Source organism: Algoriphagus jejuensis, assembly GCF_039523455.1.
GTDB lineage: Bacteria > Bacteroidota > Bacteroidia > Cytophagales > Cyclobacteriaceae > Algoriphagus > Algoriphagus jejuensis.
The window spans coordinates 291434-313609 of record NZ_BAAAFI010000007.1 but is presented as its reverse complement, the minus strand read 5'-3'; the positions used below and the strand labels follow the sequence as shown (position 1 = coordinate 313609).

Below are 22176 nucleotides of genomic sequence, written 5' to 3'. Positions count from 1 at the left end.
GATCTTCGTTGGAAATTTTGGCCGGTTCATGCTAGATCGTATCATTCATTGGAGCATTGGCAACAAGCTCATCGTTTTCATTTTTATCGCCGTTTGGCTGGGATTTGGGATTTTTGCGCTGTCTAATCTGCCCATCGGTGCAGTCCCTGATGTGACCAACAATCAGGTGCAGGTCATCACCACTTCCCGAAATCTCGCCACCGAGGACGTGGAAAAGTACCTGACCTATCCCGTCGAGTTGGAGATGTCTAACCTGCCCGGAGTGGTGGAAATCCGCTCCATTTCCAAATTTGGCTTGTCGGTGGTGACCATTGTTTTTGAAGAAGATATGGGTACTTACCTGCCCCGACAGCTGATTTCAGAGCGGCTGATCATGGCGCAGGAGAAAATACCGGAAGGTTTCGGGACGCCATTTATGGGGCCGATTTCTACGGGTTTGGGAGAGATCTACCAGTACATCATCGATGTGAAGCCAGAATATGAGGATCGGTATTCGATCACGGATCTGCGAACTATTCAGGATTGGGTGGTGCGTCGTCAATTGGCCGGGATCTCTGGAGTCGTGGAGATCAATACCTGGGGTGGGTACTTGAAGGAATACGAGGTTGCGATCAACCCAGATCGGCTGAAAGGCCTGAATATCAACCTCGCCACGGTCTATGAGGTGTTGAGCAAAAACAACTCAATCGCCGGGGGCAGCTATATCGAGAAGACCAACGAGAGCTTTTTCATCCGGGGCGAGGGTTTGGTTGCAGGCTTGGAAGATATCGGAAACATTGTGGTGGAGGTCCGAAACGGCAATCCCATTTTCATCCGCGACATCGCGGAGGTAGGCTTCGGTCATGCCAACAGGTTCGGCGCGATCACCGCAAACGGCGAGGGGGAAAAGGTACTCGGTCAGGTGATGATGCTCAAAGGCGCCGATGGCAAGCGGACGATTGATCGGGTGAAGGAGCGGCTGGAAGAAATGCAAAACACCCTGCCTGAAGGGATTGTTATCAATGGTTTCTTGGACAGATCGGATTTGATAGGGCGGACTACGTTCACTATCGCCGAAAACCTCATCTTGGGTTGCCTCATCGTCGTGTTCGTGGTGGTTTTGTTGCTTGGCAATTTTCGCTCGGGGCTGGTAGTGGCTTCTGTTATTCCGCTGAGTTTGCTTTTTGCACTCTCGATGATGTACCTCTTCGGAGTCGATGCCAATCTGATGAGTTTGGGGGCGATTGACTTTGGGATCATCATCGACGGTGCCGTGATCATCGTCGAGTTTATAGCCTTCCGTTTTACGAAGTCTGCGGGAGTTTTTGCGGGACTTTCGCGCAGCGAAAAGCAAACAGAGAAAGACAAGATCGCATTCGCCGGCGCGTCCAAGATGATGCACTCCGCGATTTTTGGGCAGATCATCATTATCATCGTTTTTATCCCGATTCTTTCGCTTTCCGGAGTGGAGGGGAAGATGTTTCGTCCGATGGCCGAGGTGTTCAGCTTTGCGCTGATTGGAGCAATGATTTTGGGCCTGACTTACGTTCCGGTGGTTTCCTCCCTTTTCCTCAAATCGGAAGCTCCAGGGCCAAAGAACGTATCCGTCAGGCTGATCAACTTTCTGAACAAAATCTACGAACCCACGATCCAGTGGGCTTTGAAGCATTCCAAGGTGGTTCTTGGCGGTGCTGCGGCGATTCTGGTCGCTACTTTCCTGCTTTTTGCAACTATGGGCTCCGAGTTTGTGCCGACGTTGGATGAGGGAGATTTTGTAATTCAGCCTTTTTTGAAGACGGGGACGACCCTGTCAAACACCGTGGAAACGGTTACCAAGATGGAGGAGATTCTGATGAAATTTCCGGAGGTTAAGCAAGTTGTGACCCGTATCGGGGCGGCCGAAATCCCAACAGACCCCATGTCGATGGAGGAGAGCGACGTGATCGTAATCCTGCATCCGCCCTCGGAGTGGACGACGGTGGAGACCAAAGATGAGCTAGCGGAGAAATTCAAGGTGGCCCTGGAAGTCATTCCGGGCATGGATTACGAGTTTACCCAGCCGATCGAGATGCGCTTCAACGAGCTGATCACCGGCGTGCGGGCGGACCTGGCGATCAAGGTTTTCGGCGAGGATTTGGATGTGCTCTTGCAAACAGCCGAGGAAATCGAGGCGGCAATCCAAGGCGTGGAGGGTGCAGCGGATATAGTTTTGGAAAAGGTAGATGGGCTGCCGCAGATGAAGATTGAGTACGACCGAGCCAAGATCGCCAAGTTCGGGCTGAATGTCGAAGACCTCAACCAGGTCGTTACGATGGGTTTTGCAGGGATGAGTACAGGGACTGTTTTTGAAGGGGAGAAGCAGTTTGCGCTCGTCGTCCGGTTTGCGGAGCCTTTCCGCAAGGATATCACGCATCTGGAGAATGCCGCTATCCAGCTCCCGAGTGGAGGAAGCGTACCGCTGCTTGAGTTGGCCAAGATCTCCTATACCAAGGGTCCGGCCAAGATCTCCCGCGACAATACCCAGCGACGGATCGTGATCGGTGTCAATGTAAGAAACAGGGATCTGCAATCTGTTGTGGACGACATTCAAGGAATTGTCGGCAAGATCAACATCCCAGAGGGCTATCGGGTGGATTATGGTGGTCAGTTCGAAAACCTGCAGCAAGCCCGATCCCGGCTGTTGATCGCAGTGCCGGTGGCGCTGATTCTGATCTTTGTGCTGCTCTATTTTGCATTTTCCTCTGCCCGGGATGCCTTTATGATTTACACCGCCATTCCGTTTTCGGCGATTGGAGGCGTGCTGCTGCTGTGGTTTCGGGATATGCCTTTTAGTATTTCGGCAGGCGTGGGTTTCATTGCGCTATTCGGCATAGCCGTCCTGAATGGCATTGTCATGGTCGAACATTTCAAATCTATGAGAGATAAATATACTTCGATTCGGGAGCTGGTCATCTTGGGTGCCAAGGAGCGTCTGAGGCCGGTCTTACTTACGGCATCGGCGGCGGCATTGGGCTTTTTGCCGATGGCCGTCTCAGGTTCAGCGGGAGCTGAGGTGCAGCGTCCTTTGGCTACGGTGGTGGTTGGCGGATTGATATCAGCGACTTTGCTGACGCTGGTCGTCTTGCCGGTGTTGTATGTACTGTTTAATTCGGGAGAAAAAGGAGGAGGCAAATTTCCCAAGTCAGCAACGCTGTTTTTGATTTTGCTGATCGGACTTATCTTCCCTGCTTTTTCCCAAGATGAAACTCAAATCCTGACGCTATCTCAGGCGCTAGAGCGCGCTAAAGACGAAAATCTCGATTATAGGGCGGCCCAAAAAAGTCTGGAATCTGCCAGCGCGATGAGTCATGCAGGTTGGACAATCGACAAAACGGAGGTCTATTACGGGGTAGATAAAAATGACATTGCCGAGAATGGGGTGTACAACCGGGTCTGGGGAGTGCGGCAGAGCTTTGATTTCCCTTCGGTTTATGCTGCGAAAAAAGGCGTGCTTCAGGCCGAAGAGATGCAGGAAAACGCCCAGCTACAACTTGAAGCAAGGGCGCTTGACAAATCCGTAAGTCAGGCGTTCGTGACTGCAATATTTTGGAAAGAATTGGAACAGCATTATGATTTCCTGGACAGTCTGTATGGGCAGTTTTCTCGGGCTTCGACCCGAAGACTGGAGACCGGCGAATCCAACCTTTTGGAAAAACTTACCGCTGATAGCAAGCAAAAGGAGATCAGTCTGAAGCGGGCGGAGGCCATTCGGAATTTTGAGGTCTCCAAAAATCAGCTTCGCCAGCTCCTGAACATCGAAGGGGATATTGACCTCGTGGAGGAGGAGATTCCCTTTGATGACAGGGCAGACCCGGAAATTCACCCGGCTTTGCTGCTCTTTCAGTCGGAATACCTGCAGGCCGAAAGCCAGATGAAAGTGGAACGCCGAATGATGCTGCCCGACGTCAATGTGGATCTTTTCCGTGGAACCAACCCCGGCGCAGACGCGAAAGTCTATCCGGGATTCCAGGCGGGAATCGGCATTCCTTTGTTCTTTGGCTCCCAAACTGCAAAAGTCAAAGCAGGAAAACTCCAGCAAGAACAGATCATGCTGGAGTCGGAAGCTTTCAAGCAAAAACTCCAGACGAACCATTCGAAGATCGAATCTTCCTTGGCACACAACAAGCAGGTGATCGACTACTACAAGACCGAAGGCGTCGCGCTATCCGCGCAGCTTCGTGACCAGGCCACCCGCTCTTTTCAAGAGGGGGAGATTGACTTTCTCCAATACGTCCAGCTGATCGAAAACTCCCGAAGCATCACGCTGCAGTATTTACAGGCCAAGCTGGACTACCAACTCAACCAACTCGAACTTATCTACTTGAATAACTGATGAATACAGCTCAGTCCAAATCGCTCGTTTTTGGAGTTTTTATCTCGTTTCTCGCTGCGTTTTCCGGTTGTGGGAAAGGTGAAACTTCCGACCCCGAAGGCATCAATGTCACCGAAGCACCCGATGGTGCGACGGAAGTCTTCCTGACTCAGGATCAATTCAATACGATGGAGATGGCCTGGGGCAGTCCGGAGTTGGGTGACTTCTCCAAGGAAATCAGCGTGCAGGGCACTGTGGAAGTTCCGGTCGAAGGCAGGCAGGAAATCTCGACATTCTTCGGGGGCTACGTAAGTGAACTGAAGTTGATGGAAGGTCAACAAGTGAAAAAGGGTGAGGTTTTGTTTTACCTGGAAAACCCTGAATTCATCCGCTTGCAGCAGGATTTTTTGGAAACGAGCAGTCAGTTGACCTATCTCAAGGCGGAGTTTGAGCGGCAGAAGACGCTCAGCTCTGAGCAGATCTCGGCACAGAAAAACTACCTCAAAGCAGAGGCTGAATACCTGGGAACGCTCGCCAAAAGCCAAAGTCTCAAGAAGCAGCTCGGACTGATTCACATCGATACAAACCAACTGACAGCTGAGACGATGCGATCCAAGGTTCCTGTTTTCTCACCGATCAATGGATTTGTGGAGGATGTTCATATTGTGCCGGGGCAGTTTCTTCCCGCGTCGGGAAAGGCCATTTCCCTGCTAAGTAAAGACCATTTGCATCTGGAGCTGGCCTTGTTTGAAAAAGACGGGCTGAATGTCCATTCCGGGCAAAAAGTGGAAGTCTCGATGCCCGACGCTCCTGATAAGATATTGCTGGCTGAAGTTCACCTGGTCGGCCAATCCATCAATGCTGATCGGCAGATCAATGTACATGCGCATGTGCTGGATGAAGCCGAAGAAGAAAAGCTGATTCCGGGGACCTACGTGCAGGCTCGTGTACAGCTGGATCCGCAACAGTCTTGGGCCTTGCCCGAAGATGCGCTGGTAGAGGCGGATGGAGAATATTTCATCTTGGTACAGGGGGAAAGGACTGCGCAGGGCTACAAACTGAAGAAAATAAAGGTAAGCCCGGGAGCTAGAAACCGTGCGATGATTGCCATCGAGCCGGTCGAAGGGCTGGATGAGAAGGCGGTGGTGCTGGTGAAGGGAGGGTTTAATTTGCTTTGAAGGGAGTATTCAGTCGCAGTTTTCAGTGAGCAGTCTCAGCGTTCAGTTTCGGGAGGCAGTTGTAGTGATCAGTCGCAATGATCAGTCTCAGTTAAAAGTGTTCAGTCTCAGCGATCGGTCCTTCGACCGTTGTGTCAGGTTTAGCGGAGTCAAAACCTTTGCAGTTCCTTTGATCAGTTTCTTAATATCAGTGATCAGTTTCGCAATCTTTGAGGTTTTGATAAAAACCTCGAAGGTTTGATTGAAGCAAAGGCCTTAAACTCCGCTTAGCCTAATAGTCGTGTCAGGTTGAGCGACGTCGTAACCTTTTTGAATGTCAGTGGCTAGCAGAAGACCTACTGCGTTGGAAATGCGCTGAAAGACTTTGGGAAGAAAATCACTTCTATAGTTTTTTAGAACCGAATTTTTCTGGATTGAGCAACATAAAGTTTAAAAGCTTACCGACTTCCTGAACTTCCAAAACAAGCCTTTAATGATCAGAAAAATTCAAGTATTCGCATGCCAAGGCAAAGTCCCGCCAAACTTGAGTTTCACTGTTTTCCATATCTGAATCACTCAGTTTTGAGATAAAATGAGCGGAAAAATATCTTTTTCGATAGGACTCGGCTATACAAGCACAAACAGATCTGCTTGATCTTCTGATTTGATCTGTCGAAGCGTATTTCTCTTCTTTGGGAAAGATTTAGAGATCTGATAGATTTCCATCGCAAGCCTGAATCCTTATTGATAGGCAAGCAGTTGGGTGAAATCCATTATTAAATGTTCTGACTAACTTTTGAGTTTTGATAAATAGAATTTGTTGGCCCTTTTTTAATGCGATCAGTGTACAGTAGCAGTCCGAAGGTACTGACCGCTGCGACTGAACCCTGAGACTGCAAACTGATCACTGCGACTGCCAACTACTGCGCCGTTTCCTTCTTCCCCATGAGCATAAACTCATTGACGACGATCTCGGTGATGTATTTTTTCTCGCCGTTTTTGTCGGAGTAGGAGCGGTTGGTGAGCTTGCCCTCGATACCGACTTCGGAGCCCTTATCGGTGTACTTAGAGAGTGTCTCGGCGGGCTTACCCCAAATGACCAGGTTGTGCCAAGTGGTCTCAGTGACTTTTTCTCCTTTTTGATTTTTGTAGGTTTCATTCGTCGCCATGGTGACGTGGCCTAGGATCTTGCCTGATTCAAGGGTTTTGACTTCAACTTTGGCACCTAGGTGGCCGATGAGCTGTACTTTGTTTCTTAGCGTGTTCATGATCTTAAAAGTTTGGATTGTGAAAGATTTGATAAAGATTTTCGCCAGAGGCTTGTTGATGTACCAAAGTTGGGGAGAGGCAGAAAAATGACTCGGTAGCTAGTCGTTTGTATTCGATAGTAGTCGGTTGTTGTCGGATAAAGCGATTCAAATTCAACTGAAAGAGGGATAATTGTTTAAATCAAAAAAGTTTAGTCAGAGTGTTTGGATAACTAATAGGAAAGTAGCAAATTGATCTCAGACAATTTTTTAGAAAATGAGCTATGATTTGGTTTGATATCAAGGAATTAGAGCGAGGCCTCAGAAACGGTGATGTATCCGACAGGATGGTTTTTAACTACCTTTTAACGAGTTTGATTTTGACTTCATTGGCGATGTACGTGACTACCCAAGACTACGAGTTAGCATGGCTGGTAGCAGTTGAGGTGGTGGTAATGCTCGCAATTACGGTAGTTGGGACAAAGCGGACGTTTGAAATTAACGCCGCAGGTGATGGCAAAGACTATTTTAGGAGGTACTTTTCCCTGTCAATGGTGACAGGAATTCGCCTTGTGGTTTTCTGTATTCCTGCCGGATTAGCTTTAGGAATAGTTGGTTTCTTCCTCCTCAAAATCCTGCCGCCAATTCCGTATTCCAAAGACCTCTTCAATATAATCCTAGTGCCGGTTATCGGCGTATGGTATTATTTGATGCTCTCAAACTCATTTAAACGGGTGAGCCAATAACTACTCCTGGGCTTGGTTTTGGGCGAGAAAGTCAATGGTTTGAAAATAAAAGGGGAATTGGAAATATAATCTGAGTTTTCAATTGTTCCAGAATACGCGCTCCTCTACTGATAATAAGGACTCATTCTCGACGTTGGGTGTTCAAGATTTCTGATCACTAAGGAGCCACGACCTGTGAATAGCCCTAGATGAAACTTTGAGAAAGAATATATTGGTCCGGTTAGTCCAGCTTCTTACCTTAATTGCCTTACCACCCTAAAACCCACATCATATCTGTTTCCCGGGCCTGCTCCATGAAACAGGTAAGTCGTATTGGTGACGTCTGAGGTAATACTTCCCCCTTTTAAAACATGAATCTCGCCTCTAGCGGGTGGGACGGGGCCAGCAAAAACCTCGTTGTTGTAATAATCATCCACCCATTCCCAGACGTTGCCCAACATATCGTGCAATTCCCAAGGATTTGGTTCTTTTGTGCCAACAGGCTTGGTGGTCCCTTTATCAGCCTGTTGAATCCAGGCGGTTTTGCGGGTTTCAGACCAGGAGAGCAATTCCTCATTTCCCGCTCTGGCAGCATACTCCCATTCAAATTCTGTGGGTAATCGATAACTGTAAATGCGATCCATCGAATTCAGCTTTTTCAAAAAATCCTGCACCATCTCCCAGGTGACATTTTCTACTGGGTACGATTCCGTGGGTTCCCCCACTTTTTCCTTATTAAAAACAGAAGGGTTGAAACCCATGACCTCTTCCCATTGACCCTGCGTCACTTCGTATTTTCCGATGAAATAAGGCTCATCCATAGTTACCCAAAAACCAGGTCTGGAATCTCGTTCTGCCATTTCCAAACAAAGTTTAAAATCATTTTCAGTCCATTTGCTTTCATCCGGAACATCTCGGGTATCGGGAAAGCTTGGACATTCAATTTCGATTTTCCCCACAAGCATTTTACCGGGTTCGATCCGGACGAATTCTATATCAACGCTGTTCGCTGCTGGAGAAATGTTCTTTGGAGCAAGTGAAGAACTTGAGGAAATCATTGCTTCTTCCGGTTTCAGTTCTTTGATCATGATATTCCTAAACTGATGTGAAGCTTCCGGTCGCCAGGAAAAATCACAGCACCGTCCCCCCGGAACAGGCTGTAAAGTGGCACTCCAATGCAACTGGAAAGCAATCATTCCGTCGGTTTCATTCCCAATCAAATCGTTTCGCTCCGCCTCGGCATCCCACATCTTTTGGCCGTTTATCCAAAGTGAAACTTTTGGAATTTCCCCCGTAAAGCGGACCCGGAACTTATTCCAGTCTCCCTTTTTCCAAATTTCATCTAAATTTTCAATCCGAGCATTCGCAGTGGTTTTCAGCAACTCACCGATAAGATTTCCCGTTCCCCGTTCTCCATCTCCGGCTAATTCCAACTGGTAAGCCGAGCCACTCTCACTTGATCTCAGAAAAATACCTCCATTGGTACCCGGATAGCCTTTAAATTCCAGGGATAACTCAAAGTCCCGGTATTTTTTATCTGTCAGGATGATCCCACCCTGCCCATAAGGATATTGCTTCATAACCAATGCCCCATCTTCCACAAAGAAATTGCCCATGGTCCCATGATGGTTGGTTTTGCTTACGTGCCAACCGGCTAAATCTTTCCCGTTGAAAATGGGGACAAACTCTTGGGGATTGGGCACATGTTGTGCAAAACAGAAATGGCAAAACAGTATTAAGCATAGCGCCACTGTTATTCTCCGAATCAAATCCAGTCTTGGAAGGGAAATAGGAAGGTTGATTTGCAAAGGTGGGATAGTCTTTGCCATCGGTTTTTATTTAATGAACTCGATCCCCGTCATCATCACCAAGGCATCGCTTTCCTTTGCCGCGGGATTTTTCACTACGATGTATAGGTCATGGATTCCTTCTGCCACCGACACATCGATGATGGCGGGAACTCCCATTGCCTCCCCAAAGAACGGACCTTTTTCGCCTTTTGGCGCTGCAGGTATGGTAAACGGCTCACCAACCAAACGTCCATCAGGACCTCCCAATCTGATCTCTATCGTGGCACCCATAAAATGGGACCAATGCCAAAACCGATTTGGGGCGCCGATTTTTACCTGATTGATTCCCGTAAGGTCAATCTTGCCAAATCCAATGTGCCCCCCTTTTCCAGTAAATATAAATCCCGGATCATTGGTGGAAGGGGTATAAGAAATTCCCGATTCAGAAAAGAAATCTGCCTCTTCAGGTGCCAAGACAGGGTATCTGAGCAGATGATAGTCGTTGCCTGATAGCTCCAGACCGGCTTTCTCATTTGAACCTCCGTCAGTATAACTCGCCAAAAAAACATAGGATCCCATCTCCAAAGGAGTTCGGAAATAGGAGTCCAGCCTTCCACCCGGTCCCTTCTTTTCATAGGCCTTGGTCTGGTATTTCCCCGAGGTGCCCAGACGCAGGCTTGCCCCATCTACGGAATTTATCTCCAGTATGTAATCTATGATTTGTGAGACTTCAGGACTGCTTAATGTGGGTTGAGGAGGCATGATGATATTCCCCCATTTACCGGAACCACCTTCTACAATGCTTTTGGTCAGTATTTCAAAGGCCTCGGAATTTCCTTTGTACTTCAGGGCGACATCCTGAAAGGCTGGACCTACCAATTTTGTGGCCTCTGCATGGCAGGAAACGCAATTGTACTTTTGTACCAATCCTTTTGCATTCAAGTGTTTTAACCGGGTGTCTGGATTCAGTTCCCCTTGTGTGTTTAGGCGCTCCAATTGACGATACTCCATGCCGGAGGGAATATATTGGGCAGTGACGATGACCTTTTCCTTTTCGATGTTGCCTTCGGGATCTTCGACAGAAACCTCATAGTAGATTATCGCGTCAGGGAAGTAAAAACTTTGGTTTCCTTCCAGTATCTTGAATTTCACCTGCGGCTTGCTGTTTCCGACAATTACTTGAAAGGAATCCATTGAAGTAAGCCCGCTGGGATCAGCTACCTCCAATTTGACCTCGTACTTTCCGTCTTCTTCCAGATGCAATGTTGGATTGGCAGTATCGAATCCTTGTTGACTACCTCCATCCATGTTATTTACTGTCCAGTTATAAGTCAGCCGATCCCCGTCCAAATCCACACTTCCTTCGGAAGAAAGATGTAATTCCAAAGGAGGTTTTCCATTCAAGACGGAAGAACTGGCAGCTGCTATCGGTGCCCTATTCCCTGCATTGTATTCAATTCTTGATATTTTCCCGGATCCTCCTATCCCATATTCTACCAGATACAAATCCCCGTTAGGACTGAAATCCATATCCAGAGGCTGGCTGTGGGTTAACATTTCCGCAGGAAGAAACCGGTCCAGAGAAACTACTTTGGAGCGATCTTCATCCATCTCTATCACCATGATATAATTGCGGACGTAATCGGTGACAAACCACTTTCCTTCGAAATAATCAGGAAATACGCTTTCGGCAGTCCCAGAAAAATCAGCTTTCCTGAAAATAGGTCCGCCCACGGCAGAACGTGCTGCACTGCCAAGAATTGGCCACTCCTCCGAAACTTGGTAAGGGTAGGCAATCAGTGCCGGCTGAGCAGGGGGGAGTATCTTGAGTCCGGTATTATTGGGCGAATCATTGTAGCTGGAGTCGGGATCATAGGGTTTTCCATAAGTTCCAGTGGTGTAGTCATAACTTTTGTAAGCGCTGTTGTACCCGATAAAGTAGGGCCAACCAAAATTCCCAGCACTTTTGGCAACATTGAATTCATCATAACCCATCGGTCCAAATTCCTCAGAATCGATCCCTGCATCAGGTCCGACTTCTCCCCAGTGGAGGTATTGGGTTTCGGAGTCAATTGATAGCCGCCATGGGTTTCTGTTGCCCATTACATAGATCTCAGGCAAAGTATTTGGACTGCCCTGAGCAAACAAATTGCCTTCGGGAATGCTGTAGCTGCCATCGGATTGAGGCTTTATCCGAATGATGGAGCCTCTCAGATCATTGGTGTTACCGGCGGTTCTGGCTTCGTCTTGCCCTCTTCCTCCTTCGTTGGTAAAAGGAAGTGGGGAATACTGAGTGGGATGTGAATCCGCTCCGATACTGAGATATAGATTTCCACCTTTATCCCAAGTCATTCCGCCCCCGAAATGCGAACCATCGGGTTGTTCCCAAGGGACTGTCAGGATGACCTTTTCACTGGCTATATCCAGCTTGCCATCAACTCCCAATTCAAACCTGGAAAGGCGCATGGCATCTCCCTTGTCCGCTTTTGCAGAATAATAGAGAAAGAGTTGTTTGCTGATTTCAAAGTCCCTGTCCAGTAGGATTCCGATCAATCCAGGTGCAGTACCTTCTGCGAGATCCACGGTCCCTATCAGTTCCACCGCTCCGGTATCTTCATTGAATCTTTTGACCTGACCGATCCGCTCAATCCAGTATACATGTCCATTACTATCAAATTCAATCTGGAGGGGTTCTTCCAAACCTTCCACAACCACTTTCTGCGTGAATCGACTCGCATCTGGCCGAAACGATTCCTCTTTCGTTTGGGTTGGTTTACAGGCAGTTCCCAGTCCTAAAATCAGCACCAAAACCAACTTCAATTTCGCAATCGAATGGGGAAACTGTGACTTGAAAATATACATTGCGGAAATTTTGGGTAGCAGGAATGAGTTATTAAGATCGAATTTGTCACCTGAAAAGAAAAAGCCTAATTGATAATCGGTAATTTATTGACTGTGTTTCTATTGCAGTACCCATGATGTTTAGGCATAGCAGTATTTTTGTCCCAAGGACAAAGACGATGAGACTCTACTTGCTTGATTACTTTCTCACCTCACTTCATCTACTGATTATCGGGTTTAATCTTTTGGGTTGGATTTGGCCCGCTACAAGGCGACTGCATCTCTGGTGTGTATTGCTTACTGCTGCATCTTGGTTGGGGCTGGGGATTTGGTTCGGTATCGGTTATTGTCCGATCACCGATTGGCAGTGGCAGGTCAAATCCACACTGGGAGAAAAAGATTTACCCAATTCATTCATTAAATATTGGGTAGATAAGGCGACTGGGGTGGACGCCGATCCGTTTGTGATTGACGTGGTTACAGCCCTCACCTTTGCAGTTGTTTTCTTGCTGGCTATTTATCACAACTTTCGGAAAAAGTGGAAAGCGGAATCCAGGTGATACCATCCTCGTCCTATTTTTTTACTTACTACCCAAGACGCCGGAATATAAATCGTCCGTCCCGATGGGCTTTGCAGGATTTTATCAACGATTCTAAATCCAGAGCTTAAGAACCTTTGGAAAAAATATGGGGTGTCCCTTTGAGAGGGGAGAACGGTAAGGATTTGACCTGCGAACAAAACTAGCGAGTTGCCACTTTGTAACCCGGACTACCGACACTCAGGCTAACACTCAACTTCGAAGGGAACACTAACGGTCAAGACAAGCCATTGTATTTCTGAAAATCTTCAATTTTGTTGTTTTCGTAGCTTTGAATGAAAAATCAGCCGAAAGACTATTGATTCTGATGGAACTCAAAAGGTTGGTTTTAAAATGCTCATAGGTTTCTTGCGTCATATTGTAGATAAGCGTATAGGTGGTCGAATTTGATATCGATATTGGGATATATTCAGACCCGCCTATAGTTTCTATTTTGAAAACAGGATTTTTGATTTCCGAAGGAGTCATTTTGACTACAATTTTTTCATCAGAACCGTCAAGACTGAATTCATGGGTTTCATTTTGGATTATTTCCTGATCCGATGTCCCGGAGAACACGATGTTCACAATGAGTTTTTTTTCACTTCCCACAGATAAGGAAGAAAGCCAAAGTCCATCGCCCACTTGAATTGGTTTGGATTTAATTAGTGTTCCGCGGCCGAAATCATCCTCTTCCATCAATATGTAGTTGGAACAATCGCTGACTTGATTTTCTATTTCGCCCATTGATTGGACAATTCCGAATTGAGTCAACAAAAATGCAGCAATGGTGAGAAAATGTGCGTTCATAGGAAGGACTGACTGAGCGAATGAAAAAGTTTTACGTTGGAAATTTTTAGTTGGATGAAATTTTGTCAGTAAAAAAAAATAAGCTGGCCTTTCGCCCGGTCCGGCATCAAACTGCAAGCAGACTAAGCGCCTGTTTTCGCAATCGGTTAACGGGCGGCTTATTCCAATTTATTTCGCACTAAACCAATCCATTCCATCAGGATTGAGGAGGTCGGGTATTTCTTTGATTACCGTCATCGTGTCGGTGTCAATCACTACAAGCTTGTTGCCTCTGCTTACCGTATAGTATGCTCTGGGACGAATCGGATCGATGAAGATTCCTTCCCCACCGGCACCTACGTCAATACGTTTGACCTCTTTCCGAGTAGCGACATCCCAGACACGCAGCTCATTGCCCTGAAGCTCATTCATCAGCACGTATTTTCCGTCCTTGGTAAACTTAATACGGTTGTTCAATCCACCTTCAAACGAAATGGTGCTGACCAGTTTTTTCTCTGGCACGTTGATGACCGATATTTTTTTCTGATTCATGTGCAGGGCCCAAAACTCGGTCTCATCGGGTGAAAGTGCCATACCTTCCATGCGGGTGTCGCCGGGAAAAGTAGTAAACACCAGATTTTTCTGGCCTCGGTCATTGCTTACCCGGTCGATGATGGTAATCACTTGGCCATTGCTGCTCGCGGTGAAGATCCGCTGTTCGTCGGGAGTGATAAGCAGTAGGTGCGATCCACCGGGGAGTCCGATGACCTCGTCAAATTGCTTTGTTGCCGGATCATAGCGTGAGATCAGGCGCTGGGTCTCATGGCCAATATAAAGATGACTGCCTGCAAAAGTAATTGCATGACGGTCTCCAAATGCGCTGAGGTCTATTGGCTCCACCCGCTTTTGCGCCATCACATCCACTACCGTGACTCCGGGAAGATTGGATCCTATGTATACATACCGTCCATCGGTTGCGAGTTCATGAAGATTTCCGCCTGTCGGAATCCGTGCCACGATTTCAAGTGTTTCGGGATCGATGATCACCAGGCGGCCAGCATCCTTCTCACCCACGAGCAATGCCTCCCTGGGTGTTGAGCCAAAGCTTATAACAGGTGAATCCGGATCGACTGCCTGATTCCCCCCTTGGGCAAGCAGCGGATGTGTTTCAAGCAGGAGGAGGTTTATCAGGAATAGAAAACCGGCAATTTTTATCATGACAGGATTATTGGACAGCAATAGGTATGAAAACTGCCGCGAGAGATTGTCCTGTACTGTCTTGAGTTTTAGGGAGGGATCAGTGATCAGTCGCAGTTTTCAGTCCCAGTCCCAGGGCCGGACTGTGTCACGGCCAGACTGCAGATCGAGAAAAAGACTACGCTCACCTTAGATTTATGCAGAGGGGGGCATTCCAATCAATGCCGTAAGGCATGACCGATAACTTAGCCAGCCATGCTTGGTGAGCGGAGTCGAACCATGAATGGCTGGAAAAACGATCGATCGAGATAAAGACAAAATGCCGCTAGGCCATGGCCGATATTGGATTTAAATAATTACGATTTGTTTAATAGGGTTTGAATGGATATCGGCCGTCCCTACGGGACTTTGCCAAACACTCGTTCATCGATTTTTCCAGACGTTAAAATCTCTGGCTAGGCGATGGGTCGTCTCTATGGGAGGGGCGAGCGTTAAGGATTTGTCCGGTGGACAAATCCAGCGAGCAGCCAGCCTGTAGGGCGGGGATGTTCATTTGGAATCAATGCCGTTAGGCATGACCGATTATTTAGCCAGCCATGGTTGGTGAGCGGAGTCGAACCATGAGTGGCTGGTAAAAAGGAGTAAGGAGTTCATAAAAATGCCGTAGGCATGGCCGATATTCATTAAATTAGTTAGGATCGTAGAACCTAAATCAACCATGCCAAATACCTATTCAAAGATGTATTGCCAAGCTGTATTTGCTGTGAAGTACAGAAAAGCAGTTATTGAAGATTCCTTCAAAAGCGAGCTATATGCGGTAATTGGAAACCTCATCAACGAGACTGAGGCAAAGACTTTAATCGTTAACGGGCACTATGATCATGTCCATTGCTTGTTTCAGTTTTATCCGAAACAGGCAGTCTCCGAAATCATGAAAAACGCCAAAGCCAAATCATCCAAGTGGATCAACGAATCAAAACTTTTGGAAGATAGATTCGAATGGCAATCGGCATTTGGATGCTTTACTTATAGTGAGCGGGAAATAGCAAACATTTTTGACTATGTAAAAAATCAAGAAATCCATCATCAGAAATTAAGCTTTAGAGAGGAATATCTTATGATGTTAAAGGCCCATAAGGTTGATTTTTTACCCGAATACCTCTTTAAAGAATTGGAATAAATATCGTCCGTCCCTATGGGAGGGGCGAGCGTTAAGGATTAGTCCGGTGGACAAATCCAGCGAGCAGCCAGCTTGCAGGGTGGGGAATTAAATTTAGAACAATGCCGTAGGCATGGCCGACCAGGTAGCCAGCCATTTTAATGGCTGGTTTGATGGATGTTTTGTGGTTTGCCAAAATGCCGTAGGCATGACCGATATATGATCTGAAAATTCATGATTTTTTTTGTAGCTATTGAAAAAATATCGGCCGTCCCTATGGGACTTTTCCAGACTCTCCTGCCATTTCAAATTCCAGCCGTTGAAACGGCTGGCTATGATATGAATCGTCCCTACGGGACTGTAAAGGAATATTTCTCGGTGGACAAATCCAGCGAGCAGCCAGACCCGACGGCTGTACGGGAGCAGGGCGGGGAATTTACTGTAGAGCAATGCCGTAGGCATGACCGATTATTTAGCCAGCCATGGTTGGTGAGCGGAGTCGAACCATGAATGGCTGGAAAAATGGAATAAGGAGTTCATAAAAATGCCGTAGGCATGGCCGACAGAAACAAAAGAAGTAAATCACGAAACCGTGAATTCAAGATTTTCATTTTCAGCGAATTGCATTCCGGCAGCTGTACGGGATCGTTTGGATAGTAGAGCGTTTTGCAAACTACGCCTAGGCCGACGTCAAACTACACCTAGGCGGGGGAGGGAGTAAGTTAAGTATTAGACTCAGCACTTCGTAAGACCCTTTCTTTCTCTTCTCTGAAATGATTTTCAATTTCTATTGAAAAAACTTTCACTTCGTTAATTAAGCCTAAATTATCTAATTCGTTCATTTCGAACTCTTTTAAATACTCAATAAATTTTTCTGATTTTTCCAATCTTAAAATTATTCTTTCTCTAAGTAGATTTTTGTAATATAAGTCAACTTCTTGACTTGAATAGGTTATTAATTCATTAAAAAGTTTTTCAGAGTAGACTGGGGTATCAACACAAACTAGATCAATGTATGTGAAATTCATATATAGGAAGTCAAGCAAATACTTTCCGGCTGCTGTTATCCTAACCTTATCCACTGATTCTGAATAAATATCTAATCTGTTATTTGATTCTATATATCCCCGCTGTAATAATAGGTCAAGATTTAATTCGCAGTCGATTTTCATATGATATTTATCTGAAAATATTTGAACTAGATAACTACAATCTACTAATCCTCCGCGAAGATTGTCATGACTAACTTCTTGAAGCAAAGAAAGAATACGTAATCCCGTGAAATGAGAACCATTTTTTTCATCTCTGACCTTGAAGATATTTGGGACATGACTTGAAACTTCATCATAGAAAAATCTTTCGGGAATCATAATAGGTTTTAGAACATGATGCTTTAGAAACTCCAAGATCCTCTTGAGGTCATTTCGTTAATGTTTGTATATCCTGAAGTTAAAAAGCTTTTAAAAAAGTTTAGTGCTCGCCTCAAATCACCATGTGTTGAAAACCTTAGAAACTGACTTAATGCCGAATTTTCAGATCTTAGTCCTTTGCTGCAAATAATTAGAAAATCTTTGACTGTCTGAAGTTGTTTGTCATTGTATATATCAAAATCGCCGCTCAAATCATCTGAATTCTCAATTTCTTCCAATATATAGGCGATACGTTTCATTAAAACTTTAGTAATTATTGGAGATGCGATATGAAATCCATTTGTGTGATAAGCATCTAACGTTCCCCTGCTTTTAGCATTGAAGTATCGTTCTTCTCTCATGGAAATAATGACAAGACAATTGAGTTTTCTAGATATTTCCATTGCGGTTAGAAAGCAGATGTCTTGCAAATCAGGGGTTAATTGATCTAAGTTGTCTAGTACAATTATTAGTCCCTTCGCTTGTTGTTTCCAGTATAGACTCAAGCGATTACAACAATATTTAGTATCGGCCAGCTTGTCAGATATAAATTTTGAAATAAGCTTCTGTCTTTCCTCGGAACCGCTATTATAATGTGCTAGAAACTGTTTTTCAAATACATCATATTCAGGTCTAAATAATGTAATTAGTTCATCTTGTGTGCCTTGCAATATGTTTTCGCTGTCTATTTTCGATAATACATTTTTCCAAATTTCAATTGTCAGTTCGTCCCTGTTTTGTGCAGAGTCAATCAAATTGATGATGCCGATTATTGAGTGGGTTACCACTTCATGAGGTTTAATATAGAATAGTAGTCTTTCAATAAAAGTCGACTTACCCGCTCCTCTTCCTCCAAAGAGGATCATCACTGAGTCTAGATTTTTTTTCCTAATCAGATCCTGAATTTTGTATCCAAATGCACCACCTCTTCTATCATCCATAAATTCTTGAACACCCAGGTTCTTAAAATATGGCGTTAGTGAGTCGTAAATAAAACCTTGAACTTTTTTTTGTAGAGAATCATGATGGCCTTTGTCGCTCACATAACATTTTCTCATGAATGCATGATCATCAAGAGGAATGTTGCTTAAGTATTTCCTTGCAATTAGATTAAATATTCCAGCGTAGTTGTTGTTTGATACTGTTGCGTTATACGAGGGAATCTGATTTTTAGGATAAAACACCTCACCTCTAGATTGTTTCTGTGATGCAAAATTGGTTTGTAGTGAAAAGTTTTCTGTAATAGAAGTGTATCCTAGAAAATTAACTGCTGATATATATTCTTCGATGAAGTAGTCAAGTTTTGTTATTACAATTGAAGATTGTTTTTTCCAAGGTTTATTTTGAGGGTTGATATTTGTGAATATCCATTCGTGTCCATTCGTAATACACACATATCTACAACCTAAATCTTCTGCATATTCTTTTACTTGCAAGATAGCTTTGCTGATTTCTTCGTTAGTTAACAATTCCTCAGTTTTTATATTTCTAATCAATTTGTCTTTATTTCCATTGTTTGGTAGTTCAAAGTGCTTTCCTTCTTTCTTAGCTTCAATTAGCAATACCGGGATCGAGTTTTTGTTATAAAGGGTATAGTCAATAAAACCTGATTTCACGTGGTCTTCACATTTTGTTTTATCATCTGGCCATGATAGAATATTTTTGAAAATATTGTCAATTATTTGATAGCGTACATCAGCCTCTCTCAGATATCGATTTTCTTTTCCTATAAACTTCTTTAAAAATGCAAATTTATCTTCCATGATTCTAATTTGGTAATTTGATTTTTGCTTGGTTTTTAAACTTGGTTTAGTTGTAGTGCGATTTGATATGATTTAATGCAATCGGTTTACTTCCTCAACCCCTCCAAATAACTCACCAGATCCACCAATTCTTCTTCGCTCAATGGGAATTTGGGCATCAGCGATTCGTCCAATTGGGTAATGGAGACGATGTCGGCCAGCTTGTAGATGGTCTGCTCGCCAGAGCCGACCAGTTTGACTATCAGGTCGTTTTCGGTCTTGGAGTTGACGATGCAGCGGATTTCCTTGCCGTCTTTGAATTTGACGAGTTGGGTTTCGTAGCCGAAGCCCATTCCCTCCGAAGGATTGATGATGGCGTTGATCATCGCTTCCTTGCTCAGCTTGTCGCCAATCTCGGATAGTCCCGGGCCAAAGTCTATTCCCTCAGTCCCAATCTTATGGCAGGCCACACAGTAGGTGGAGGCTAGGGTTTTTCCTTTTTCGATATTTCCAGTTGCAGCGAGCATCTTGGGGATGTCATAATTGGTGCTCATGCTGCTGCCGTACTTGTCGGTGGCTAGCTTGCGGAGGTTGGAGTTCCAGGAGGACATCAGGATCTTTTGAGCAGTGGGAAGCAGCTCTGCCGGGATTTGATCTTTCTCAGCAAACTCCCAAAGCACAGCCTCCGAGTTGTATCCTTTCATCTCTTCCATTGCGGCAGTTCGCATCTCGGCGCTTGCGGTTGGATCGCCCCAGATCTTGCTGAGCAGCGTTGCGATCTCTTTGGAGTCTACGACGCCGAACTTGCGAATCGCAGCCGTCGCCTTGGTTTGATCCGAATCTTTCATGGCTTTTTCCACTTCGCCGTAGCCGTAGAGACTGGTGAAAATATTTGCGGCTGTGCCCGCCAAGCGACTGTCGTCTTCCTGATAGGCGATCGCCAAAAGTCTGTCCTTTTGGTCTTTCAGGTAGTACTTTCTCACGATGTCCAGAAAGTCGCGGTCATTTGCGATATCTCCAGCTTCGGCTTTCGCCAGATTAAGAAGTTGCGCATCCGGCTTTTTGGAGTCGAATGATGCTTGGCGAAGGATGATCACCTGATCTTCGTTTTGCCCTTTGGCAAGCAGGTTTTTCAGGGTTTGGTTTTTCATATCAGCGTTCTGGAAGTCCAAAGCCCGGTAGTATCGGTTGTCGTTGGGAGTGTTTTCCGCCAGTATCAATTGCTCGAGCAATTCCGGCGTTTGAGCCGCTCTGGATCTCCACACAAGGTCCTTGGCTTCGGTCGATTCCATCCAGCCCGAGCCGACTTTTTCTAAATATGCATTCAAATAGCTATCCCAATGGTATTCTGCTGCAATGCCCAGCGCCTCGAGATACCAGCGGTCGCCGCTTTTGTAAGATTCGGCCAGTTTTTGCCAAACGGCAGGCGCATCCTGGTAGCGGATTGCAACTGCCACTTCCCGGCGGACTTGAGCCGAAGGGTCGGCAGCCATCGTCAAGAGGAAGTTCGGATCATTCATGCCGTTGATTCGGGAAGCGCGAACTGCGGCCACACGGATATTTTCATCATCGTCTTCGGCCGCTTTTTGGATGTATTCGTTTCCGTTTGGAAGCTTCGTCAGCAGCCAGAATGCACGCGCTTTCATGCGGGAATCCTCCGAGGCATAGAGTTTTTCCAGAGCCTCTTTTGCCTCAGCTCCTTTTTCCTTTAGGGCCATAAAAGCCTTGAAGTGGATGGCCCGGTTGGGATTCTGAACCAGTTCGATCAACGATTCCACAGAAGAGTAATCCGGTGCCGAAACTCTGTACTTGGAATTCTTTGGAGCCAAGCGATAGACTCTGCCCCTATCCAGATCGCCGACGGCATGGCCTCCAACACCCGGGTCATACCAGTCGGAGATGAAGATCGAGCCGTCAGGCGCTACCGTCACATCGGAAGGCCGGAACCAGTTGTCCCGCTTATTGCCGTCCAGGATTGCTTCCACTTTACCCGTAAATCCGGCTCCGCTTGTTTCCACCGGATACATACGGATCACATTCGGCCCTGCGTCGGCGTGGATGACTTGGTTTTGGTACTCAGCGGGCAGAAGTTTACCCTCGTAGACGATGATTCCGGTAGGCGAACCCGCATAGTTCTGGACTAGGTTTGGCACAACTCCGGGATCATTCAGATGCCAGTGCTGCTGCCAGACGGAATCTTCCATGTTGATCCGGCGGGTGCGCCAGTCGCTTTTGGTCATCTCGTCTTTGAAGCCATAGTTGCCATAATCCATCACGTAGTTGATGCGGGTCGAGCGATTGCCGTCGTCGTCGTTGTCGCTTTGCCACATGCGACCGTAGCTGTCCACCGCCACTTCGTAGTTGTTTCGAAAGTTCCAGCCGAGGATTTCGACATTGCTGCCGTCGGGATCGCAGCGGAAGACCATGCCTTCCTGATAGGGCGCAGTCTCGGAAGTGATCGGCCTTCCCATCGGGTCGAGGAGGGGAGTTCCTTCCGCTTTGTGCAGGCCTTCGCCCGCATTTCCATAGTTGAAATAGAGCTTGCCGTCTGCTGCGAAGGTAAATGCGTGCATGCCGTGATCATGCTGCTCGCCGCCCACGCCGGTGAAGAGAATCTCCTTGTTGTCCGGCACATCGTCCCCGTTTTCGTCGGTGAAGACAAAGACATTTGGGCTGACCGAGACGAATATTTTGTTGCCAAAGACAGCGATGCCAAGCGCCGCATTGATGTCTGTGCCTTGGTAGAATACGGTCGATTTGTCGGCTTTGCCGTCCCCGTCTGTGTCTTCGAGGATGAGAATTCGGTCACCTTCGGCTTTTGTGGGATTCTTGGGATTGAGGTTAGTCCGATAGTTGTACGCCTCGGTGACCCAGATCCTTCCCCGGTCGTCGATGTCCATATTGGTGGGATTGGTCATCATGGGTTCCGAGGCAAAAAGCGTCAGCTCCAGTCTGTCATCCATCACTTCGATGCCATCGAGGGCAAATTCTGCCGAGCGTTTCTGCTCGTCTGTGAGTTCAGCGTATTGCTCATCGCTGAGTTTGGGTTTTTCGGATTCGCAGGAAAAAATCAGCGCAGAGGCAAAGGCCAGGCTAAGGAGCGGCTTGTTCATAGGTTTGGTTTTTTGGGTTGCAGTCGAGATCCTGACTATTAGGCAAAATAGGAGATAAGAGGCTGTTTACCAAGTCCTGTTTTTTGGCAGGCCGGATAC

15 protein-coding genes are annotated in these 22176 nt (G+C 46.3%); 6 read left to right on the top strand and 9 right to left on the bottom strand.

What is annotated here, in order from left to right; genetic code table 11:
• Positions 1-28 precede the first annotated feature (28 nt).
• On the top strand, positions 29-4351 hold the full coding sequence (locus tag ABD031_RS09140) for a CusA/CzcA family heavy metal efflux RND transporter (protein WP_343850579.1): 4323 nt from the start codon (positions 29-31) through the stop codon (positions 4349-4351).
• Positions 4351-5508, top strand: a complete 1158-nt coding sequence (locus tag ABD031_RS09135; RefSeq protein WP_343850577.1) for an efflux RND transporter periplasmic adaptor subunit — start codon at positions 4351-4353, stop codon at positions 5506-5508. The genes ABD031_RS09140 and ABD031_RS09135 overlap by 1 nt, the downstream gene beginning before the upstream one ends.
• A 469-nt stretch (positions 5509-5977) precedes the next feature.
• Here the strand turns inward: ABD031_RS09135 and ABD031_RS09130 are convergent, their stop codons facing one another.
• Both ABD031_RS09130 and ABD031_RS09125 read right to left on the bottom strand, forming a co-directional pair.
• On the bottom strand, positions 5978-6151 hold the full coding sequence (locus ABD031_RS09130) for a four helix bundle protein (RefSeq protein WP_343850734.1): 174 nt from the start codon (positions 6149-6151) through the stop codon (positions 5978-5980).
• Between the two features lie 256 nt (positions 6152-6407).
• Positions 6408-6755 carry a single-stranded DNA-binding protein gene (locus ABD031_RS09125; protein ID WP_343850575.1) on the bottom strand — a complete coding sequence of 116 codons (348 nt, stop codon included), beginning with the start codon at positions 6753-6755 and terminating at the stop codon, positions 6408-6410.
• A 263-nt stretch (positions 6756-7018) separates the two neighbouring features.
• Here ABD031_RS09125 and ABD031_RS09120 point away from each other — a divergent pair, with 263 nt between their 5' ends.
• Entirely contained in the window at positions 7019-7480 is a 462-nt protein-coding gene (locus ABD031_RS09120; RefSeq protein ID WP_343850572.1) for a hypothetical protein, read from the top strand.
• A gap of 233 nt (positions 7481-7713) precedes the next feature.
• Here ABD031_RS09120 and ABD031_RS09115 read toward each other — a convergent pair whose 3' ends face one another.
• Both ABD031_RS09115 and ABD031_RS09110 read right to left on the bottom strand, forming a co-directional pair.
• Positions 7714-9288 (bottom strand): SUMF1/EgtB/PvdO family nonheme iron enzyme, encoded by a 1575-nt coding sequence (locus ABD031_RS09115; protein ID WP_343850570.1) that lies wholly within the window; start codon positions 9286-9288, stop codon positions 7714-7716.
• Between the two features lie 6 nt (positions 9289-9294).
• Positions 9295-12111: a PQQ-dependent sugar dehydrogenase gene (locus ABD031_RS09110; protein WP_343850568.1), complete on the bottom strand. Its 2817-nt coding sequence runs from the start codon at positions 12109-12111 to the stop codon at positions 9295-9297.
• A gap of 158 nt (positions 12112-12269) precedes the next feature.
• Here ABD031_RS09110 and ABD031_RS09105 point away from each other — a divergent pair, with 158 nt between their 5' ends.
• Positions 12270-12650, top strand: a complete 381-nt coding sequence (locus ABD031_RS09105; RefSeq protein WP_343850566.1) for a DUF2784 domain-containing protein — start codon at positions 12270-12272, stop codon at positions 12648-12650.
• A 249-nt stretch (positions 12651-12899) separates the two neighbouring features.
• Here the strand turns inward: ABD031_RS09105 and ABD031_RS09100 are convergent, their stop codons facing one another.
• Positions 12900-13595: a hypothetical protein gene (locus ABD031_RS09100; RefSeq protein ID WP_343850564.1), complete on the bottom strand. Its 696-nt coding sequence runs from the start codon at positions 13593-13595 to the stop codon at positions 12900-12902.
• A gap of 51 nt (positions 13596-13646) precedes the next feature.
• On the bottom strand, positions 13647-14675 hold the full coding sequence (locus ABD031_RS09095) for a YncE family protein (RefSeq protein ID WP_343850562.1): 1029 nt from the start codon (positions 14673-14675) through the stop codon (positions 13647-13649).
• A 697-nt stretch (positions 14676-15372) separates the two neighbouring features.
• Between ABD031_RS09095 and tnpA the strand changes: the two genes are divergently transcribed.
• Together tnpA and ABD031_RS09085 are read left to right on the top strand one after the other, a co-directional pair.
• On the top strand, positions 15373-15834 hold the full coding sequence (gene tnpA, locus ABD031_RS09090; RefSeq protein WP_343850560.1) for an IS200/IS605 family transposase: 462 nt from the start codon (positions 15373-15375) through the stop codon (positions 15832-15834).
• Positions 15835-16089: 255 nt separating this feature from the next.
• A complete protein-coding gene (locus ABD031_RS09085) occupies positions 16090-16323 on the top strand; it encodes a hypothetical protein (RefSeq protein WP_343850558.1) in 234 nt (77 codons plus the stop codon).
• A gap of 212 nt (positions 16324-16535) precedes the next feature.
• Here the strand turns inward: ABD031_RS09085 and ABD031_RS09080 are convergent, their stop codons facing one another.
• From ABD031_RS09080 to ABD031_RS09070, 3 genes are all read right to left on the bottom strand, one after another.
• On the bottom strand, positions 16536-17183 hold the full coding sequence (locus ABD031_RS09080) for a hypothetical protein (protein WP_343850556.1): 648 nt from the start codon (positions 17181-17183) through the stop codon (positions 16536-16538).
• A 23-nt stretch (positions 17184-17206) separates the two neighbouring features.
• Positions 17207-18985: a type I restriction enzyme HsdR N-terminal domain-containing protein gene (locus ABD031_RS09075; RefSeq protein ID WP_343850554.1), complete on the bottom strand. Its 1779-nt coding sequence runs from the start codon at positions 18983-18985 to the stop codon at positions 17207-17209.
• Between the two features lie 86 nt (positions 18986-19071).
• Entirely contained in the window at positions 19072-22077 is a 3006-nt protein-coding gene (locus tag ABD031_RS09070; RefSeq protein WP_343850552.1) for a PVC-type heme-binding CxxCH protein, read from the bottom strand.
• Positions 22078-22176 lie beyond the last annotated feature (99 nt).